This window comes from Treponema peruense, assembly GCF_016117655.1.
Lineage (GTDB): Bacteria > Spirochaetota > Spirochaetia > Treponematales > Treponemataceae > Treponema_D > Treponema_D peruense.
The window spans coordinates 1,774,197-1,791,415 of the sequence record NZ_CP064936.1 but is presented as its reverse complement, the minus strand read 5'-3'; the positions used below and the strand labels follow the sequence as shown (position 1 = coordinate 1,791,415).

General features: G+C 42.1%; 12 protein-coding genes and 2 pseudogenes. 12 read left to right on the top strand and 2 right to left on the bottom strand.

Features of this window, described 5'->3' with window-relative positions:
- The first annotated feature begins 13 nt into the window (after window positions 1-13).
- The 12 genes and pseudogenes from rsmH to hslU all read left to right on the top strand — a co-directional run bounded on the left by rsmH (window position 14) and on the right by hslU (window position 13,632).
- Window positions 14-1,001: pseudogene (gene rsmH, locus IWA51_RS08255) on the top strand (16S rRNA (cytosine(1402)-N(4))-methyltransferase RsmH).
- A complete protein-coding gene (locus IWA51_RS08250; RefSeq protein ID WP_177528977.1) occupies window positions 998-1,297 on the top strand; it encodes a cell division protein FtsL in 300 nt (99 codons plus the stop codon). Before rsmH ends, IWA51_RS08250 begins: the two are co-directional and overlap by 4 nt.
- Window positions 1,294-2,745: a UDP-N-acetylmuramoyl-tripeptide--D-alanyl-D-alanine ligase gene (locus IWA51_RS08245; protein WP_198442071.1), complete on the top strand. Its 1,452-nt coding sequence runs from the start codon at window positions 1,294-1,296 to the stop codon at window positions 2,743-2,745. Before IWA51_RS08250 ends, IWA51_RS08245 begins: the two co-directional genes overlap by 4 nt.
- Window positions 2,738-3,943 carry an FtsW/RodA/SpoVE family cell cycle protein gene (locus tag IWA51_RS08240; RefSeq protein ID WP_177528975.1) on the top strand — a complete coding sequence of 402 codons (1,206 nt, stop codon included), beginning with the start codon at window positions 2,738-2,740 and terminating at the stop codon, window positions 3,941-3,943. Before IWA51_RS08245 ends, IWA51_RS08240 begins: the two co-directional genes overlap by 8 nt.
- Complete coding sequence (locus IWA51_RS08235) at window positions 3,936-4,778, top strand: cell division protein FtsQ/DivIB (protein WP_198442070.1); 843 nt, start codon at window positions 3,936-3,938, stop codon at window positions 4,776-4,778. The genes IWA51_RS08240 and IWA51_RS08235 overlap by 8 nt, the downstream gene beginning before the upstream one ends.
- A gap of 69 nt (window positions 4,779-4,847) precedes the next feature.
- Entirely contained in the window at window positions 4,848-6,101 is a 1,254-nt protein-coding gene (ftsA, locus tag IWA51_RS08230; protein ID WP_177528973.1) for a cell division protein FtsA, read from the top strand.
- Window positions 6,102-6,188: 87 nt separating this feature from the next.
- Window positions 6,189-7,577: a cell division protein FtsZ gene (gene ftsZ / locus IWA51_RS08225; RefSeq protein ID WP_177528972.1), complete on the top strand. Its 1,389-nt coding sequence runs from the start codon at window positions 6,189-6,191 to the stop codon at window positions 7,575-7,577.
- A gap of 4 nt (window positions 7,578-7,581) precedes the next feature.
- A complete protein-coding gene (locus IWA51_RS08220; protein WP_198442069.1) occupies window positions 7,582-8,319 on the top strand; it encodes a tetratricopeptide repeat protein in 738 nt (245 codons plus the stop codon).
- Window positions 8,320-8,332: 13 nt separating this feature from the next.
- Window positions 8,333-9,298 carry a DNA-processing protein DprA gene (dprA, locus tag IWA51_RS08215; protein WP_198442068.1) on the top strand — a complete coding sequence of 322 codons (966 nt, stop codon included), beginning with the start codon at window positions 8,333-8,335 and terminating at the stop codon, window positions 9,296-9,298.
- 17 nt (window positions 9,299-9,315) lie between these two features.
- Window positions 9,316-11,532: a type I DNA topoisomerase gene (gene topA / locus IWA51_RS08210; protein ID WP_198442067.1), complete on the top strand. Its 2,217-nt coding sequence runs from the start codon at window positions 9,316-9,318 to the stop codon at window positions 11,530-11,532.
- 2 nt (window positions 11,533-11,534) lie between these two features.
- Window positions 11,535-12,083, top strand: a complete 549-nt coding sequence (gene hslV / locus IWA51_RS08205) for an ATP-dependent protease subunit HslV (protein ID WP_177528968.1) — start codon at window positions 11,535-11,537, stop codon at window positions 12,081-12,083.
- 1 nt (window position 12,084) lies between these two features.
- Complete coding sequence (hslU, locus tag IWA51_RS08200; RefSeq protein WP_230402631.1) at window positions 12,085-13,632, top strand: ATP-dependent protease ATPase subunit HslU; 1,548 nt, start codon at window positions 12,085-12,087, stop codon at window positions 13,630-13,632.
- Window positions 13,633-13,799: 167 nt separating this feature from the next.
- Here hslU and IWA51_RS12930 read toward each other — a convergent pair.
- Window positions 13,800-13,919, bottom strand: a pseudogene (locus tag IWA51_RS12930) (abortive infection family protein); the annotation flags it as partial.
- A gap of 49 nt (window positions 13,920-13,968) precedes the next feature.
- Complete coding sequence (locus IWA51_RS08190; protein ID WP_198442066.1) at window positions 13,969-17,211, bottom strand: type I restriction endonuclease subunit R; 3,243 nt, start codon at window positions 17,209-17,211, stop codon at window positions 13,969-13,971.
- Between the last annotated feature and the right edge of the window lie 8 nt (window positions 17,212-17,219).

The window sequence follows — 17,219 nt, the reverse complement described above, 5'->3', positions numbered from 1 at the left end:
GGGGTTTCAGAAAATGGAGATTGTCCATACGCCTGTTTTATTGAATGAATGTCTCGAAATGCTTTCTCCTGCGGGCGAGCCGTTTGAGAAAGATGCGTTCATGATCGATTCAACGCTTGGCGAAGGGGGACATTCCTTTAATTTTCTGACAAAGTTTCCGGCATTACATATTCTTGGTGTTGACGCGGATCCTGTGATTCAGTCCAGGGCCCGCGAACGCCTTGAACCTTTCGGTGAAAGAATGCAGTTCTTTAACGGATGGTTCAATGATTTTTACAGAAATTATCCTGCTGACATGAGAAAACCCAATCTTATTCTTTTTGATCTTGGAATAAGCGTTTTTCATTACGAACGCAGCGGGCGCGGTTTTTCATTCCGGCATGACGAAGAACTTGACATGAGGCTTAATCCTTCTGCAGGGGAAAGTGCAGAGGATGTTGTAAACGGAATGGATGAAAAAAAACTTGCAGATATGATTTATCTCTATTCCGACGAAAAATATTCACGCAGGATTGCTTCGGCTATTGTTGCTGCAAGAACTCAGTTCCGTATTACGTCGACAAAGACTCTTGCCGATATTATATATAATGCTGTTCCGCAGAATTACAGGCACGGAAATATTCATCCTGCGACAAGAACGTTCCAGGCAATAAGAATTTATGTTAACGGCGAACTTCGAAGGCTTGTCGAAGCTGTTCACGATGCATTCAATGTTCTTGCTCCGGGCGGAAAACTTGGCGTAATTACTTTTCATTCGATAGAAGACAGAATTGTAAAGAATTACTTCAGAAATCTGGCGAAAGTTTGTGTCTGCCCGCCGGAAAGACCTGTCTGTACTTGCGGCGGCCATCCCTGTGCGGAACTTTTGACAAAAAAAACCGCTTGCACCTACAGAAACGGAAGTTCAGGAAAATTCCCCTTCCAGAAGTGCAAAACTCAGGGTTGTAAGAAAAATATGTGATGCCGGACAGGACAGGCTTAGAGGAGTTGAAGCATTATGAAACAGGGCATAAGTTCTATTTTCAAGACCATGGGACTTTTTTTGCTTGCGCTCAGTATTCCGGGTCTTTTGATATTGAATGCAGTTCAGTCCAAAAAATTCAAGGAACAGGAAGATTCTGTTCTTGAACTCGAAGAAAAGCAGTCTGAATTTGTGGAGCAGAATAAAAAGCTTATTACCGAGATTGGAGTTCTCTCAAGCTCTGACAGAATTGAAAAGGTTGCAGAAAATGAACTCGGCATGAGAAAAGCCGAATCAAATGAAATTGTCAGGGTAGAAATGAGGAATAAAAAATGAGCGGTACAAGCGGTAAAACTGAAAACAAACAAAGCCTTCTTTCTCTTGAAAATGTTCTTTCTGCAACAGGCGGTGTGCATGTTCTTGGGGACGGGGAATTCTTTTTTGATTCTGTGCAGACAGACAGCAGGCTTGTAACAAAAAATTCTCTTTTTGTTCCTCTTATTGGTGAAAATCAGGACGGACATAAATTTATTCCCCAGGCAGTGGCCGCAGGTGTTTCTGTTGTTTTTATTGCCTTTGACAATTTTGAAAAAGACAGTGATTATTTTGTAGACATTCATTCAAAAAATCCGGCGGTTATTTTTATTGCTGTACAGAATACTTTGACGGCTTTGCAGAAAACTGCTGCGGCTTATGTAGACAAGTTTCCTTCTTTGATCAAGATCGGAGTAACGGGTTCTAGCGGTAAAACTACTACAAAAGAGATAGCTGCCGCAATTCTGTCACAGAAGTACAGTGTTGTTACAAACAGGGGTAACTTTAACAGCGAAACAGGCCTTCCTCTTTCTGTATTTGCAATCAGAAAGGAACATCAGGTTGGTATTTTTGAGATGGGAATGAACCGCGTTAACGAAATCGGTGAAATTGCCTCTGTTCTTAAACCGCGTTTTGCTGTTATTACAAATATCGGTACGGCACACATAGGAATTCTTGGTTCACGGGAAAATATTGCTGCAGAAAAGTCAAAGATTTTTGATTATTTTCAAGGAATCGGAACAGCTTTTATTCCGGCAGGAGATGATTTTGCTTCATTTTTAAAGGAGCGCGTTGACGGAAACGTTGTTCTGTACGGGGAAGGCGTAGATGCAGATGTGCAGCTTGTAAAAGACAAAGGTCTTGAAGGAACCGAAATTTCTGTATGCGGCAAAAAAGCACTTATTCCGCTTCCTGGAAAGTACAATTTTCTGGACGCGCTTGCTGCCGTTGAACTTGCAAAATTCCTGGGACTTTCTGCAGAAGAAATTTGTTCCGGCCTAAATAATTTAAAGCCTATGTTCGGAAGAAGCCAGGTGCTCCACGGACGGTATACTGTTGTCCAGGATTGTTACAATGCAAATCCCGACTCCATGGAAAGGGCAATTGAATTTATTTCTTCTGTTCCATGCCCGCAGGGAAAATGCTTGGTTCTGGGAGATATGCTTGAACTTGGAGAGGCTTCTGCTTCTGAACACAGAAAAACAGGTCTTCTTGCCGCCGGGGCCGGATGTTCCCTTGTAGTGTTTACTGGCGATGAGATGCAGAATGCTTACAATGCTGCACTTGAATCGCACTGTAAATGCGAACTTGCATACTTTGCAGGAAAGAGTGATTCTGTTATGGAACAGGCTGCAGAAAAAGTCTGCTCTTCTATGGGTGAAGGTGCTGTTGTTCTTGTAAAGGGTTCTCGCGGAATGGGGCTTGAACGTGCAGTTGCGCATATTCTGGGAGAAAATTCCCATGACTAACTATACGCTTTTTGCAGACAAACCTGCCGTAAGATTCAGAAAAAGTGATCCTCTTTTCTTTGTTGCTGTTCTGCTTTTGTGGTCTCTGGGAATGGTTACGCTTTATGTAAGTACGCAGGAAGCCGCGCTCAGAATCAGAAGTGACGCAAACAGCCTGGGCTTTTTTTACGATCAGCTTAAGTATTCGTGTGTGGCATTTGTTGCTTTTTGTGCAATGGCATTTCTTCCGGTTAATTTTATAAAGAAAATTTCGGTTGTTGTTTTTTATGCATGCTTTATTCTTTGCGTTATGGCCGTAATTCCGGGATTCAAGGACGAGAGAAACGGTGCGTACAGATGTGTTGATCTGGGTTTTATTTCTTTTCAGCCTTCTGAATTTATAAAGCCGGCACTTGTGTTTTATCTGGCATATCTTTTTGTTGACCATGCTTCTGACTATGAAAGGGAAAGCGGAAAGAAACACCGCAATTATCCTCTTTTTGTTGTTGTTCCTCTCTGTGCATTTATTGCTTTTGGTCAGAACGATTTGTCTACTGCCATTTTTATTTTCTGCATTGGAATTTTAATGTTCATCATTACAGGGAATTCAATTTTGTGGCTTTTGCCTATGGGAATAATTCTTGTTCTGTTTGCAGTTTTTTTTACTACAATAAAAGTTTACCGTCTGGACCGTGTCATTGACTTTCTGAACGGTGAACTCAATTACCAGCTTATAAAGTCACAGCTGGCTATTACTGCCGGTGGAATCTGGGGAGCAGGAATGGGCGGCGGAATGTGGCGTGTAGCTTCAATTCCTGAAGTTCAGAGTGACTATATTTTTGCAGGGTGGGCAAATGCAATGGGACTTGCCGGAGTAACTGTATATTTTGTTCTTCTTGCTTTTTTTGTATGGCGCGGAACAGTTATTTCTTTGTCCTGCCAGAATAAATTTGCAGCGTACTCGGCATTTGCGTTTACAATAATGATTGCAGCACAGTCTCTTTTGAATTGCGCTGTTGTCTGCGGTGCTGTTCCTACTACAGGAATATCGCTTCCGTTTTTTACTGCCGGAGGAACGTCGCTTTTGACGACATTTGCGATGAGCGGTTTTATACTGAACGCTTCGCACTGCGCTTCGGATGAGGAACTTGAAGAATACAGTTTTGCCAAAAAGAATATGACAGAAAGTCTGGAGGGAATAATAATAGAAAATGAGTGATGTAGTATTTACCGATTTTGAGGATTTTGTGACTGTTTCAGGATCTGACAAAAGTGAAAAAAAAGACAAAAAGGTTTTTCTCGTAAAGATTCTGGTTTTTGTTCTTGCCGTTCTTCTTTTTGCTGAACTTATTATATCGATGGTTCTCGTTCCGTGTTTTTCAAAACCGTCAATAACTGTTTCCGGACTGAAGTCTGCTTACCAGCAGGAATTTACGGAACTTCTGGGCAGTATGAAAACATCGTCCTGGCTACGCTTTGATACCCAAAGGGCAGCATCTCTTTTGAGTTCTGTTCCTTATATAGACAGCGTTGATGTTTCAAAGGTTTTTCCTGACAGAGTGATTGTGTCTGTCAAAGAACGTGTTCCTGTAGCAAAAACTGTTATTAATAACGGCGGCCGCTATATATCTGTTCAAATTGATAAAAATGGTGTATTATTCACTGGCAACCGTCAGAAATCTGACACCGATTATGAGATACCGCTTGTTTCGGGTCTTCCTGTAGAAAAATTCAGGGAAGGTATGAGCATACCTGCAAATTACCGCGTTCTTTTGGACCAGATAGAAACTGTCAGAAGCCGGTCGCAGAAGTATTTTGCCGCTATTTCTGAAATTCAGGTTGTGCAGAAGGAATACGGCAATTACGAACTTGTTCTGTATCCTGTGCACAAACATGTCAGGGTTCTTACAGACCGTTCTCTTAACGAAGAGGCCTTGAAGTACATGATGGTTGTGCTTGATGTAGTCGATTCAATCGAGCCGGATGTTTCCGAGATAGATTTACGCTACGGTTCAGTGTCCTACAGGACTCGTTCTTCCGCAGCCGTTAATTGAAATTTGTGTGACAGGAACTTGATTTAAGAATTTTGTTCCTTAAGTCAAGTAATGTTTTGGGGGATTATTTTGGGCGACAAAGTTGTTGGTCTTGACATTGGAACATGTTTCATAAGAGTTGCCATAGGTGAGCTTGATGCCGACAACAATATAGAAATTATCGGTCTGGCAAAAAGGCCTTCTCAGGGACTCCGTAACGGCGTAATAGTAAATATTGATGCTGCCATGAACGCAATAAGGGAAACTGTAGAAGAAGCTGACCGTGCCGCAGGTGTGGAAGTTACTTCTGTCTGTACGGCAATCGGCGGTTCCCAGGTAGAAAGCACGAATTCCACAGGCCAGACAGGGGTGGACGCTTCGGGCAGAAACTTAAGACCCATGGAAATAGGCGAAAGTGCAAAAAAAAGGGTTATTGATGTTGCAAAGTCAATAATGATTCCGCTTGACAAAAAACTTATCCACGTAATTCCTCAGGATTATATAATTGACGGTCAGGCAGGTTACAAAAACCCTATTGGAATAATGGGCGTAAGACTGGAAGTGTCAGTTCACCTGGTTATGGCTTCGGAAACAGCCTTTGCAAATATCCAGCAGTGCATAACCCGAGCAGGATACAATCTGGATAATGTTATGCTCAAAACGCTTGCGGCTGCAAAGTCAACGCTTCATTCAGACGAAATGGATCTGGGTTCTATTCTGATTGACCTTGGCGGTGGAACTACAGACGTGATTGTAATAAACAACGGTGCGCCTGTTTTTACAGCCTCAATTCCTGTAGGCGGAAACCTTGTTACGAATGACATTGCAATAGTAAAGGGAATCCCGAATGCTGTTGCAGAAAAGATAAAGGTAGAAAGTGGAAGCTGCTGGGTATTCGGCGGTGAAGAAAATGAAGAAGTAATTATTCCTGGAGTAGGTGGAAGACCGCCAGAGCAGACTAACAGGCTCGAACTGTGCCAGATAATTGCGCCTCGTATGGAAGAAATACTTACTCTTGTAAAAAAAGAGGTTGTGCGCCGTTCTAATCTTACCAAGCTGAGCGGAAGTATCGTTCTTACAGGCGGCGGTGCTTTGATGCCGGGTGTCGTTGAACTTGCGCAGAGTGTATGGAAGACGTCTTCTGTAAGAATCGGCTGCTGTTCTGACATGGGCGGTGTAGACAAAAGTTACCGTGAACCGGACTTTGCAACTGTTATGGGGCTTGTTCAGTTCAATAACAATTCGCAGGACAAAAAGAAGTCTTATTATAAAAAGGCCGGGAAATCCGCTTCTGACAACGGCGGGCATCATTTTATAAAAGATTTTATAAAGCATTTCTTTTAGGAACAGAAACTTTTGGAACTTTTCAGGGCAGTTACGGACAGTTTACGTAATATGCCTTAATAAAAGAGAATTGGGTTTGGAGGATTTATGATAGATTTTGACAATATCGAGGAAGAAAAAACACCTGCCGCTGCAGATGATTCACAGCTCACGGCGAATCCGACGGTAATAAAAATTATCGGCTGCGGTGGTGGCGGTTCAAGTGCTGTAAAACGCATGATAGAAGTCGGCGTAAAAGATGTTGAATTTATAGTTTTGAATACAGATCTGCAGGCGTTGAAAATGTCTCCGGCTCCAAAACGTATTCCTATAGGACAGGCAATAACCGGCGGTCTTGGTGCAGGCGGAAACCCCGTAGTAGGCGAACAGGCTGCAAAAGAAGATTCAGAAGTAATAAAAGGGCTTCTTGAAGGAGCCGATATGGTTATTATTACAGCCGGAATGGGCGGCGGAACAGGAACAGGTTCTGCACCTATTGTTGCCCAGCTTGCACAGGAACTTGGCATTCTTACAATTGCCGTTGTAACGACACCGTTTGAATTCGAAGCGGCCGTCAGAATGGCAAATGCAAAGGAAGGTCTTAAGAAACTGCGCAAATATGTAGACAGTCTTATTGTAATTCCAAACCAGCAGTGCCTTAAGGTTTCATCAAAGGATAAAGCCGCAAGTCTTCCTTACAAAAAGGCATTCCTTCTTGCAGATAACGTTCTGTGCGAAGGTGTAAGGGGAATTTCTGAAATTATCACTATTCCGGGTGAAATCAACCTTGATTTCAATGATGTACGCTCGGTTATGAAGGGTGCAGGAGATGCAATTCTTGGAGTCGGTGCAGGTGAAGGTGAAAACCGTGCAATCGATGCCGCCCAGAATGCAATTTCCAATCCTATGCTTGAAAACAGCCATATTGATGGTGCTACAAAGATTCTTATTAACATTACCAGCGATGATTCCCTTACCATGCCCGAAATTGACGAGATTTCAAATAACATCAAGGCTTCTGCAAGTCAGAATGTTGAACTTTTCCTTGGACTTGTTGACAATCCTGACATGGCCGGCCGTGTTTCTGTTACTGTCATTGCAACCGGCTTTAACAAGACAGAAGTTTTTGAAGATGCAGAAGATACAGCAAAAAAAGATGATGATGATAATCTTGTAGATTACGGTGTATTCCAGAAAATCATAGGCGGAACATCATCTTCTGCAGCAGAGTCTGATGCTGATTCAGAAGAAGACCAGAGGTTCAGTACAGTGAGCGTTTCTGAAGACGGTGGTTATGAAGATACAGTCAGTGACGACGATGTTTTTGACAGGGACGGTTTTGTTTCAGGCCAGTCGCATCACGAATCACTGAAGCATAAGGCAACACACGAAGTTCCGCCGGGATACAAGGTAGATCCCGAAGATCTTTCACAGCCTGCCATTTACCGCAGAAAACTTGACGGTCTTTCACGCGGAATCAACCTTAGCGAGGATTAACTGAATGAAAAAATCAATATTTTGCATTGTGGCAGTAATATTTGCATCTGCCGTTATTTCGTGCGGCCCTTCCTATAATTCTGTAAAAAGAATGCAGAAGATGGAAGAAGGCGTTTCAAGTCCGACTACAAAAGAAGAACTGCAGGAAGCAATTGCAAAATATGATCAGAGGGCAATGGATCTGGTCTCTTCTGAAGCACAGGTGGGTATCTGGTACAAAATACTGGGTACCCGTTACCTTGACCAGCAGATGTACGGAAAAGCCTTTGACGCATTCCGCAAGGCAATAGTCTATTACCCGAATAATGCAAACCTCTATTATTACATAGGAATTTGTGCGGGTTATCTTGCAAATTCTTCACTGGATTACGATGCTCAAGGCCAGGTTTCGGATTATGCCGCAAAAAAGATGAATTATCTAAAGCTTTCGGAAGAAGCATATATTCAGGCTCTGGAAATCAATCCAAAATATTACAGGGCAATGTATGGAATAGGCATTCTTTACGTGTTTGAACTTGGCGAACCGCAGAAGGCTGTTCCTTATCTTGAACGATTTCTTGAAGTTCAGACAAAAGATACGAATGCAATGTTTGTTCTTGCAAGGGCTTATTACACCATGTACGAGTTTGACAAGGCATGTGCTCTTTATGACAGGATTATAGAAATCAATCCCAATCCTGAAAAAACAGCAGAAGCACAGGCCAATAAAAAAATAGTTCTTGACGCACAGTATTCCAATTAGTTAGTTTTAATACGTGAGTATTTTAGACATTGCACTGTCCTCAATTACATTTCTCACTCTCCGCGAAAAACTCTTTTTAAAGAAGAATCTTGACAGTTTGGATAAACTTGCTGTACTGTCTATAAAAGGTATTTCTGAAATAGTAGGAAGGTCCGTGCGTGCAACTATCTGGAATGGCAGTGAATGTGCCCGTTCCGCCGAAAAAGCAGAAAAGATAATGAAGGCACGTGAAATATCGGCCCTTGTTTATTCAGAAAACGGGTATCCGGCACTTCTTTCAGAAATAAAGGATGCGCCCTATGCTCTTTTTTACCGCGGAAACGCAGATGCTCTTTCAAACCGCAGTGTTTCTGTCGTAGGAACCAGGCGCGTGTCAGAAAAAAGTGCAGCTGCCGCAATGGATTTTGCAAAGGATGCAGCCCTTGACGGCAATACCGTAATAAGCGGTCTTGCATACGGAATTGATTCTTTTGCACACAGAGGCGCCCTTGCTTCGGAAAGACACGGTTCTACGATAGCCGTGCTGCCCTGCGGAATAGATACAATCGTTCCTTCGGGGCACAGAAGGCTTGCGGGGAACATTCTTCTTTCTGACGGATGCCTTGTTTCGGAATATATTCCGGGAACTCCTGCAGAACCGTGGCGTTTTGTTCAGAGAAACCGTATTATTGCAGGTCTGAGTCCGGCAACTGTTGTTGTACATGCGCCTGCAGGAAGCGGTGCCCTTATAACTGCAGATTTTGCCCTGGATTATAACCGCGAGCTTATGTTCCATTCTGCAGGGTTGGGGGAGAGTAGAAAAAAAATACCGTTCCGCACAATTGACTCTGATGCGGAAAAAAATGTAAACGCTCCGGAAAAATATCTTTCTGACGGCGCACCTGTTATTGGCAGTTATGCCGATTATGTTGCCGTAAGAAAAGACGCTCCCGGTATGCATATATGCAGAAATATAAAGCAGCTTGAATTATTCAGCTAGTTTTTTATGAGGTGATTATGTCTGAAAAGACTGAGTTAAAGACTGTTGCTAAGAAAAAATCCGCTAAGGTGTCAAAAACCGCCAAAAAAAAGCGTACTCTTGTTATTGTTGAGTCTCCTGCAAAGGCAAAAACCATAGAGCATTATCTTGGTCCGGGTTATGTAGTAAAGGCTTCGATGGGCCATCTTATTGATCTTCCCAAAAGCCGTATTGCCATAGATGTAAACAATAATTTTCAGCCTGAATATATTACTGTCCGCGGAAGAGCCAAACTTCTTAAGGAACTTCAGAAAGATGCAAAAAACTCCAATGCAGTTCTTCTGGCATCTGATAACGACCGCGAAGGAGAAGCCATAGCCTGGCATCTGAACAATGCCCTGAGCGAAAAAACGAAGGCTCCCATAGAAAGAATTGTTTTTAATGAAATTACACCTGTTGCTATCAAGGAAGCCGTAAAGAATCCCCGTCAGATTGATGAAGCAAAGGTTAATGCACAGAAGGCAAGGCGTGTTCTGGACCGTCTGGTAGGTTATAACCTGAGTCCGCTTCTCTGGAAAAAAGTAAAGAATGGACTTTCTGCCGGCCGTGTTCAGTCGGTTGCGCTGAGGCTTATATGCGAGCGCGAAAAGGAAGTTGAAGATTTTATTCCTGAAGAATACTGGACTCTGGATGCAGATTTTGTCAAGGGAAAGACAAAATTTACTGCACAGCTTGTTCAGTACAAGAATTCCAAGCCGGAACTCAAGAATGAAGCTGCCGTCAACGAAATTATCAGCGAAATCAAAAACAGCGCATGTGTTGTTTCGGATATAAAGGAAGTCGAAAAAAACGTAAGGCCGAAGGCTCCGTTTACGACATCAAAGCTTCAGCAGGCCGCGGCAAACCGTCTGAATTTTACTTCAAGAAAGACAATGCAGATTGCACAGCAGCTTTACGAAGGTATTCAGATTGGAAGTACGCGCGTTGGTCTTATCACTTACATGCGAACGGACTCCGTAAGAATTTCGCAGACTGCAATTGATGATGTACGCGGATGGATTTCTGAAAATTATCCTGATGATCTTCCTGCAGAAAAAATTGAATATTCCGTCGGAAAAGGTGCACAGGATGCCCACGAAGGTATTCGCCCGACTTATGTAAAATACACGCCTGAAAGCGTTAAGGAATATCTTACCAGAGACCAGTTGAGACTTTATTCAATTATCTGGGAACGGTTTGTTTCAAGCCAGATGAAGAATGCACTCTCAAAGACAACAAGTGTGGATATCCAGGCCGGAGATGCGCTGTTCCGTGTAAGTGCAAGCAAACTTTCGTACAAGGGTTTCTATAATGTAATAAAGACTCTTTCTTCAAAAGAAGACGTTACGGGAAACCTTCCGTCGCTCAAAAAGGGTGAAGAACTTTCGAGCGGAACATTCTATCCCGATCAGCATTTTACACAGGGACCGGCACGCTATACCGATGCTTCTATTGTCAAGACTTTGGAAGAAAAGGGAATCGGCCGTCCTTCTACATATGCGCCTATAATCAGCGTTCTTCTGGATAGATATTATGTTACCAGAAGCAACAAGCAGCTTGTTCCGACACAGCTCGGAAAGATTATATGCAGAATTCTTGTAGAGTCATTCCCCGATGTAATCAACGAAAAATTTACTTCTGATGTTGAAAACGATCTGGATAAGGTTGAACAGAATGTTCTTGTCTGGAACGGAATGATTGCAGATTTCTTTGGGCCGTTCAAAAAACGTGTTGATGAAGTTATGGACACCCAGGAAAGTCTTAAGGGTTCCCTGGATGAAGCAACTGATGAAAAGTGCGAAAAGTGCGGCCGCCCCATGGTAAAAAAACTGGGACGCTTCGGATACTTTTTGGCTTGTTCCGGATTCCCCGAGTGCCATAACACAAAAAGCATTCCTCTGGCAAAGTGCCCGAGACCCGGTTGTGACGGAAACATTGTTGCAAGAAAAACAAAGGGGCGCGGAAAAGAATTCTATGGATGTACGAATTATCCGGCGTGTGACTTTATAACCCACTTTAAGCCGGTAGATTCAGTCTGCCCCAAGTGCGGCTGGTTCCTCGTAGAAAAGTATGACAAGAAAAATGGTTCTTACAAGAGCTGTATAAACCCTGACTGTGATTATCTGCATTCAGACGAGGAGGATGTAACTCCTGATGTTGCGGGAGATTTTGCCCGTGCAAATGAAGCAGACAAGGCCAAAATGGCAAAGGAGTAATTATGACCGAAGATGAAGAGCGCAAAATAAGAAGTACAACCGTAATTGCCGTAAAAAGAAATGGTAAGGTTGCAATGGCCGGTGACGGACAGGTTACAATGGGCAATACCGTTATGAAAGGCAATGCAAGAAAAGTACGCCGCATTTTTGACGGAAAGGTTCTTACAGGATTTGCCGGGGCTACAGCAGATGCCTTTACTCTGTTTGACAAATTTGAAGAAAAACTCAAGTCTTTTAACGGCGATTTGACACGTTCCGCAGTTGAACTTGCAAAACTCTGGAGAACCGAGCGTTCCATGAGCAAACTGGATGCACTGCTTCTCGTGGCAGACAAAGACAAGATTCTTCTTATTTCAGGAAGTGGCGATGTCATTGAGCCCGAAAACGATATTCTTGCCATCGGTTCCGGCGGAAACTATGCCTATTCTGCAGCCCTTGCCTACATGGAAGCCAGCGATTACAGTGCAAAGGAAATTGTAGAAAAGTCACTTAAAATTGCAGGACAGATCTGCATTTACACAAACAGCCACATAACCGTAGAGGAGCTTTAAGTTGGAAAACGAAATAAAAAATACTTCAGCAGGAATTCCCGACGGGCTTACTCCGGCACAGATTGTAGAAAGACTTGACGGATACATAATAGGCCAGCAGAAAGCAAAGCGTTTTGTTGCTGTTGCGTTAAGAAACCGCCAGCGCAGAATAAAGCTTCCTGCAGATATAAGGGATGAAGTTGCTCCGAAAAATATTCTGATGATCGGGCCGACCGGTGTAGGCAAAACAGAAATTGCCCGCCGTCTTGCAAAACTCTGCGGTGCGCCTTTTCTTAAGGTTGAAGCCACAAAATATACAGAAGTAGGATATGTTGGCCGCGATGTAGAAAGCATGGTAAGGGATCTTATGGCTGTAGGATACAATATGGTAAAGGCCGAAATGCAGGAGACACTTAAAGAAAAATGTGCCCCGAAGGTAGAAGAGCAGCTTCTGGATCTTATTCTTCCCGGCAGTGCAGACAAAACTTCCAAAAATAAAGATGCTTCAAAGAAAAATGAAGTACGTGTTCTGGGGGGACTTTTTGGTGAAGACAGTCCTGTTCAGGGCGGAATAATTAAAATAGATGTTCCCAAAAATACAGCCGTCGAAGAAGAAAATTCTGACGTAGAACCAAAAGAAAGCGCAAACCCTTCTTTTGAGGATGCAGATGCTGCCGAAAGGATGTCAGAGACAAGAGAAAAATTCCGCAAACTGTTGCGCGAAGGAAAGCTTGAAGACAGAATGGTCGAAGTAAACGTTCACCAGCAGCCAAGATTTATGGGAATGGACGTGCTTGGACGCGGAAATCCCGAAGATTTTGAGCAGGGAATAAACAGCCTTCAGGAAATGCTTTCGGGCGGAAGAATCAGGCGCAAGACGGTAACTGTAGCAGAAGCCCGCGGTATTCTCATGGCCGAAAATCTTGACCGCATGACAGATTCTGACAAAGTTGCAGACGAAGCAAAAAAACGTGTAGAGCAGAGCGGAATCATTTTTATTGATGAAATAGACAAGATTGCCACAAAGGGCGGTGAATCTTCAAGACAGGACGTAAGCCGCGAAGGTGTTCAGCGCGATATTCTTCCGATTGTTGAAGGAAGCGATGTAAACACAAAGTGGGGTGTCGTAAATACAACGCACATTCTGTTTATTGGTGCAGGTGCATTCAGTGTTTCGGCTCCAGGAGACCTTATTCCTGAACTTCAGGGCCGTTTCCCTCTCAGAGTTGAACTTGAAGCTTTGAAAAAAGAAGACTTCAAGCGCATTCTTACTGAACCGAAAAATGCCCTTGTAAAACAGTATGAGGCTCTTTTGGGAACAGAGGGTGTTGTTCTTGACATTACCGAAGACGCGATTGATAGAATGGCCTTTATTGCCGAAGACGTCAATTCACGTGCAGAAAACATAGGTGCCCGCCGCCTTCATACCATTATGGAGACAGTGCTTGAGGATCTGAGTTTTTCTGCAGACCTTCACTGCGGTGAAACAATTACCATAGACAAAGATTATGTTGACGAACGCATGAAGAATGTTGTTCAGGATCAGAACTTGGAACGCTATATACTGTAAAATAAAGCGGGGCTGCCTTAAAGAGGACTTCACTTAGGGATTTGTAGAAAAGAAGATTTTGAGTGACGTCTTCAATCGGTGACAAAAGAAATAACGACCATACAAGAGTAGGAATACTCCTGTGTGGTCGTTTTCTTATGCTCAAGTACCAAAATGGTATGTGAGCATTACGAATTATTTTGCTGAACAGAGAGAATGAAATCAGCCATAGCTATTGAAGAATTTACAAACAATCCAGCATGATGTTCCTCAATTGGAATTCTAGCTGCTCCAACCCCATGTGCATCACTGTCCTTATTTTTTGTTTCTTAACAAAGTAAATGCATCACTCACTATTTATTCACCATCCTTCTTCGTTCCATAAGTTGCAGTATCTTCAGCTACCATCATCAATGGTTGATTTGATACAACATCAGCATAGCTCACAGTTTTATGTGTATCAGCAGTGAATGAGCCGCCAACACCGAAGAACTTCTCGAAGAATGATTTAAGCTTGTCAATGACACCTTGCTTCTTGGCATCTCTGTTGCCACCACCAAAACGAGATACAGGTGGCATAAGTTTGTCTATGTCTGTACCTGTGGTTTTGATTTCACCATCACGGAATGCATTTTCAATAAACTTTCTTGTTTCAGGTTCTTTTAGCTTTTCATCTTTAATAATCTGAACAAGTTCTTCTTCACGTTTTTCGGCTACATAGTCATGCCATTCTGTCATTACATCTTCAACATCATTGATTCCGGCAATGAATGTTTCGATAAGTGCCTTTTTGCTACGAAGTTCAGGGCTGGCATCAATAGCCTTTTTGATTGTGACAAGCACTTCCTTATCTTCACAGTGGCTATCGTGGTATTTCTTTACAAGCATAAGGATATAATCGATATTGATTTCTATCTGCTTGATAAGTTCAACTTCAAAGACAATATCATCGATAATATCTGTGATTTCACCACGCTTGCGTCTTTCGTTCCATTCATCTCGCAAGTCTTGATACCTGCCAAGATAATCCTGTAAATCACGTTCAGAAATCATCTCTTTACCTGCAAATTCGTCAAATGCAGATAAAAGGTTTCTCATACGAAGAATTGCACCAAATAATGATATAAAATCCTTCTGATTCTGCTCACCGATAATCTGTGGCTCTGAAAGTGGAAATTTAGATGTTAAGTCATCCATCATATCCATATAACCCGGATACTGCTTTCCATCAATTCCTTCATAACCATAGTAGTAATCTTTGAAACCTTTCATCAGAACGATACCGCCTGCGTTCTTATCACCGAAAAGAGAAATAGCAGTATCAACTCGTTTCTGAAGGTTTCTAAAGCAAACGATATTACCGAATGTCTTGATTGAATTAAGGATTCTGTTTGTTCTTGAAAATGCCTGAATAAGTCCATGCATTTTCAGGTTCTTATCTACCCATAGTGTATTTAATGTAGTTGCATCAAAGCCTGTTAAGAACATATTTACAACGATGAGCAAATCAAGTTCCTTGTTCTTCATACGAAGAGAAACATCTTTATAGTAATTTTGGAACTTGTCGCTGTCTGTCGAGTAGTTCGTATGGAACATCTCGTTATAATCTTTGATGGCCATATCAAGGAAATCTCTTGATGACTGGTCAAGTGCTGATGTATCTTCTGAGTTTTCCTCATCAAGGATACCGCTTGTGCCTTCATCATATTCGGCTTCATTTGCACCATAACTGTAGATGGTTGCAATACGAAGTTTCTTCGTAGGGTCTGCCTCCATCTGTTTCTTGAATTCCTGATAATATAATTTTGCCATTGGAACAGATGCAACGGCGAAGATAGAGTTAAATCCACTTACTCGTTGTTTCTGTTTGATTTCTTCTACAGCACCATTCTTGCCGGATGCAACTTCTGAAATATTGGTAAGGGTGTTGTATATATATGTTTTATCACCACGATATGTTTTTCTGTCAAAGTTGTTAAGTATGTATTCAGTCACAAGCTTGATACGTTCAGGTGCCATCATAGCCTTTTCACGAGCAATATCCCATACCTGTTCATCATCGATATCCTCACCCATATCCATTGTCTTAACATAGTCAACTCTGAACGGGAGAACGTTCTTATCATTGATGGCATCAACAATAGTATAAGTGTGTAACTGGTCACCGAAAGTCTGCTCTGTTGTGAAGAACTGTGGCTTACGGATACTTCCGGTATTTGCAGGAAAGATTGGTGTTCCTGTGAAACCGAATAAGTGATATTTTTTAAAGCTTTTTACAATAGCTGCGTGCATATCACCAAACTGACTTCTATGGCATTCGTCAAAAATGATTACTACGTGCTTGTTGTAAACTTCGTGATCTTTATTTTTCTTGATGAATGTCGCAAGCTTCTGAATAGTTGTAATGATGATGTGAGCGTTGCTGTCCTCCAACTGCTTTTTAAGAATAGCAGTAGAAGTATTGCTGTTAGCTGCACCTTTTTCAAAACGGTCATATTCTTTCATTGTCTGGTAGTCCAAATCCTTACGGTCAACTACGAAGAGCACCTTATCAATGTAAGGGAGCAATGAAGCTAGTCTTGCAGTTTTGAATGATGTAAGAGTCTTACCTGAGCCTGTTGTATGCCAGATGTATCCACCTCCGGCAACATCACCATATTTTTTATAGTTATTAGCAATCTCAATACGATTCAGAATACGTTCGGTTGCAGTAATCTGATATGGTCGCATTACCATAAGCATATTTTCAGAAGTGAATATGCAATACTTGGTAATGATATTAAGAATCGTATGCTTTGCAAAGAATGTTCTTGTAAAGTCAATCAAATCAGGGATAACACGATTGTTTGCATCTGCCCAGAATGATGTGAATTCAAAGCTGTTGCTTGTTTTACCTTTCTTTGTACCCTGTGCAGCATTTACATCCTTAATGGCATTGAAGCGAGTGGAATTTGAATAATACTTGGTATTAGTTCCGTTTGAGATAACAAAAATCTGTGTATATTCAAACAGACCACTTCCTGCCCAGAACGAATCTCTCTGATATCGGTTAATCTGATTGAAAGCCTCACGGATAGCCACACCTCTGCGTTTTAATTCAACATGAACAAGAGGGAAACCATTTACAAGGATTGTTACATCGTATCTATTGTCATGCTTTGCCCCCTGTGCAGTACCGATGACATACTGATTGATAACCTGCAAATAGTTATTGTGGATATTCTTCTTATCTATAAGCGTAATATTCTTTGTACTTCCGTCATCTCGCTTTAAGACCTGAACATTATCCTCCTGGATTTTGCGTGTCTTTTCAACGATTCCCTCATTCTGGTTGGCAATAGAATCCTTAAAGAATCTATCCCATTCCGATGCAGAAAATTGATAAGCATTCAATCGTTCAAGCTGATTACGAAGATTTTCAATCAGATCTTTTTCTGTGTGTATCTGAAGATATTCATACCCCTGTTCAGTAAGCATACGAATAAATTCTTTTTCAAGTTCAGATTCTGACTGATAGTTGCTAGAACGTGCCTTCACAGGCTCATATTCGGTAACAACTGTATTTTCACTTGTAGCTGCCACGATATTGAAATATGGCATACAAAACA